This is a genomic window from Pseudoalteromonas sp. A757 (assembly GCF_004103285.1).
GTDB lineage: Bacteria > Pseudomonadota > Gammaproteobacteria > Enterobacterales > Alteromonadaceae > Pseudoalteromonas > Pseudoalteromonas galatheae.
Genome location: NZ_QNQN01000041.1, coordinates 1 through 3447 on the forward strand (window position 1 = coordinate 1; position 3447 = coordinate 3447).

Genomic DNA, 3447 nt, shown 5'->3' on the forward strand with positions numbered 1-3447 from the left:
ATTGACTCAAGTGGTAACGTCAACATCTTTGCAGACAAGTTACTGACCTTAAAAGGCAAAGCCATGACCGTGTTTGACGGCAGCATGGAGCAAGATATTGGCGGTAAACAAAGCGCCACGATGCCGAGTGTACCGCAAATTCAAGCCCTCTCTGAGAATGCTCGACTCTCACTGGCCGCCGATGGCATTGCCACCATGGCGAGCAGTACCATTGAGTTGTCTTATACCTATCAAGATGGCAGCCCAATTATGGGCGCACCTTATACCATTCGATTTGCAAACGGCACAGAGCTGACTGGTAACTTAGACGACAGCGGTAAAGCAAAAATTGAGAATGCCCCACCCGGTCAATACACCGTGCAATATGGTGAGGACAAACGCGATTACCTACCAGAAGATAATCGCCCTAAAAACCCTCTGTATGGACAAATCACCCCAGCGCGAGCGGCTGAAATGGTACGCAGCGGCAATACCGCACCACTGATAGAAGCCAATGGCATTGCAACCCAAGCTGGTGATTGGTTATGGGGCACACTGCAAGGCGACTTTAATCAAAACCCCTCTACGTCACAAATCGTGGTAGGTACCTTGATTTCCATGATACCAATTATCGACCAAGTCATGGATTTACGAGATATCATTGCCAATGTCATGTTACTGACTGACGATGATGAAGCCAACGACACTGACGCTTGGCTTGCCTTTACCTTGACCGGCATTGGTTTAGTGCCAGTAGTAGGCTCAGCAGTCAAAGGCGTGGGCAAGGTTATCTTAAAAAATACCGGAGAGTCTCTCTCTGCTGCGCTTGCCGTTTTACGCAAGCTCGGTAAAGGCGACCCAGTTAAATACCTAAGAAACATCAACTGGCAAGACCTAGGAAAACAATCCGCCACGGAAGTTAAAAACATCGTCAAAGGCCTGCGCGATTCACTTGATGACATGTCTACCAGTTGGCACTACGACCTACTGCTTCCAGACGCCGCCATCGAAGGCATGCAAGCCACGGTAAAACGCCTAGACGAGGTCACCCCCAAAATCGACCAGCATATGCAACAAGCCGCCCAAGAAATCGGGCAGCGAGTTAATAAAGCACTGGATGAATATCAAGGCCAACCACCAATTCGAGGCGTCACCGACAAACCAACCAAAGCCAAAGCCGATGAGTTGGAGCCGCCAAAAGGGAATGAGTTACCGGGGGCTAAACTCAAAGCTATAAAAATGAAGAAGTATAGACCTCCTTGCTTCATGCCTGGCGAAGACTTAGCGAAGAACTTTAAGGGTGGTAAGCAAGCTCTAGAAAAAGAGTTTTATAAACAACTAAAAGCTCAGCAGCACGGCATCAATAAAATGACGGTTGAACAATATTTAGAAAACCGTAAAACCTTGACTGACCTTGTTAAAGAGCATGGACATAAAAAAGCAAGAAAAATTCTAACGAATGGCGGAATGGCACAAGTATCAGCAAGAAAGAAGTTAGAGGACGAAATGTATGAATCAATATTAAAAAGTTTGAGAAAGCAGGGTATTAAAGGTCGAAATGCTGATAAAGTCGCAACAGAGAAGATAAAAGAACAAATGTCTCAGTTAGCTGCTTTACATGATCCTGACCTGATAGCGGGCGGTAGTGATAAGATCAACAAACTCGGAAATAAAAATGTAAACTCCTCTCTCGGTTCTCAGTGGTCTAAAGGGGGGAGAGTTTCCGGTATGGATGAGGCAGCAAGGGTTGCGTTGAGAACAATGGGCCCTACCACCCAAATGAATATAGAATTAGAACGGTGTAAGTAAGGAGGTTAGAATAATGACCAAACAATTTGAAATAGATGAAGATTTCGAGTGGTTTCTTGAAAAGTTTGAAGAGCCTAGTGAAAAAAATCAAGCCCCAGCAGAAATAATAAAAAAGTTTGAAGGTAAACTACCTACTAGATTATTAGAATATTGGAGTGAATACGGATTTTCTGGTTTCGGGGAAGGACTTTTTTGGTTAACTAATCCCGATGATTATGATGATACCTTAGATGCATGGCTTGGAGATACAGTTATCGTCGAGCAAGACACATATTATGTAATTGCTCGCAGTGCATTTGGTGAGCTATTCTTATGGGGAGAGAAATTTGGACATAAATATCTAATCGACCCATCTCACGGTTGGATTATAGAGAAAGAAGGTAATGCCGAAGACATAGCAGTTGGAGAAGAAAACGATGCCATACAGTTTTTCTTTGGTGCAAAAAGGCCAACATCGCTGGATATAGATGATACGAGTGAAGGCTTACTTTTTGAGAAATGTAAACTTCGATTATCTCAATTAAAATATAACGAAATGTATGCTTTTGAACCCGCTTTTTTTCTTGGTGGGCAGCCTACCATTGACAATGTCAGTAAAGTAAATATTTTCGCCCATCTAAGTGTATTAGCATCATTTGGTCAGAAAGAAATACTAGACCAACAAGGGCTTATAGCTAAGGCTTATTCATAATAAATGCTCCTGTTATTAAAGTAGCAAATAAAAACCACTTAACTCCTTACCACTAAAAACACTTACTTATTAATTGAAAATGCGATGATGATTAACTTTGAACTCATCGCTAATCAAATTGACGTCAGCGCCAAACAAAATATCACCCTTAAGGCGGGTCGCAGCCATCGCAGTGTTATCCAAAATGATATCAACCTCAAGGCAGACAACAACCTTACCATTACCGCTCCCGCGGGAAGTCAAATCATTCAAAGCCAAGGCAATATCACGATTAAAGGCAGTGGCTCTGGCAACCTCACCCTTGCCAATGGCGGCAGTGAAATCAGCATTGACTCAAGTGGTAACGTCAACATCTTTGCAGACAAGTTACTGACCTTAAAAGGCAAAGCCATGACCGTGTTTGACGGCAGCATGGAGCAAGATATTGGCGGTAAACAAAGCGCCACGATGCCGAGTGTACCGCAAATTCAAGCCCTCTCTGAGAATGCTCGACTCTCACTGGCCGCCGATGGCATTGCCACCATGGCGAGCAGTACCATTGAGTTGTCTTATACCTATCAAGATGGCAGCCCAATTATGGGCGCACCTTATACCATTCGATTTGCAAACGGCACAGAGCTGACTGGTAACTTAGACGACAGCGGTAAAGCAAAAATTGAGAATGCCCCACCCGGTCAATACACCGTGCAATATGGTGAGGACAAACGCGATTACCTACCAGAAGATAATCGCCCTAAAAACCCTCTGTATGGACAAATCACCCCAGCGCGAGCGGCTGAAATGGTACGCAGCGGCAATACCGCACCACTGATAGAAGCCAATGGCATTGCAACCCAAGCTGGTGATTGGTTATGGGGCACACTGCAAGGCGACTTTAATCAAAACCCCTCTACGTCACAAATCGTGGTAGGTACCTTGATTTCCATGATACCAATTATCGACCAAGTCATGGATTTACGAGATATCAT

2 protein-coding genes and 1 pseudogene are annotated in these 3447 nt (G+C 44.3%); all 3 read left to right on the top strand.

All coding sequences use genetic code 11. From position 1 onward, the window contains the following. A partial coding sequence (locus tag DRB05_RS22860; RefSeq protein ID WP_240036179.1) for a polymorphic toxin type 15 domain-containing protein occupies positions 1-1788 on the top strand: 1788 nt, incomplete at its 5' end. A gap of 13 nt (positions 1789-1801) precedes the next feature. Then, positions 1802-2479: a GAD-like domain-containing protein gene (locus DRB05_RS00330; protein WP_128725185.1), complete on the top strand. Its 678-nt coding sequence runs from the start codon at positions 1802-1804 to the stop codon at positions 2477-2479. Positions 2480-2563: 84 nt separating this feature from the next. Continuing rightward, a pseudogene (locus tag DRB05_RS22865) lies at positions 2564-3447 on the top strand (hypothetical protein); the annotation flags it as partial.

Coding starts and splice junctions, on each gene's coding strand:
- DRB05_RS00330 (WP_128725185.1), top strand. CDS start 1,802: ATGACCAAACAATTTGAAATAGATGAAGATTTCGAGTGGTTTCTTGAA.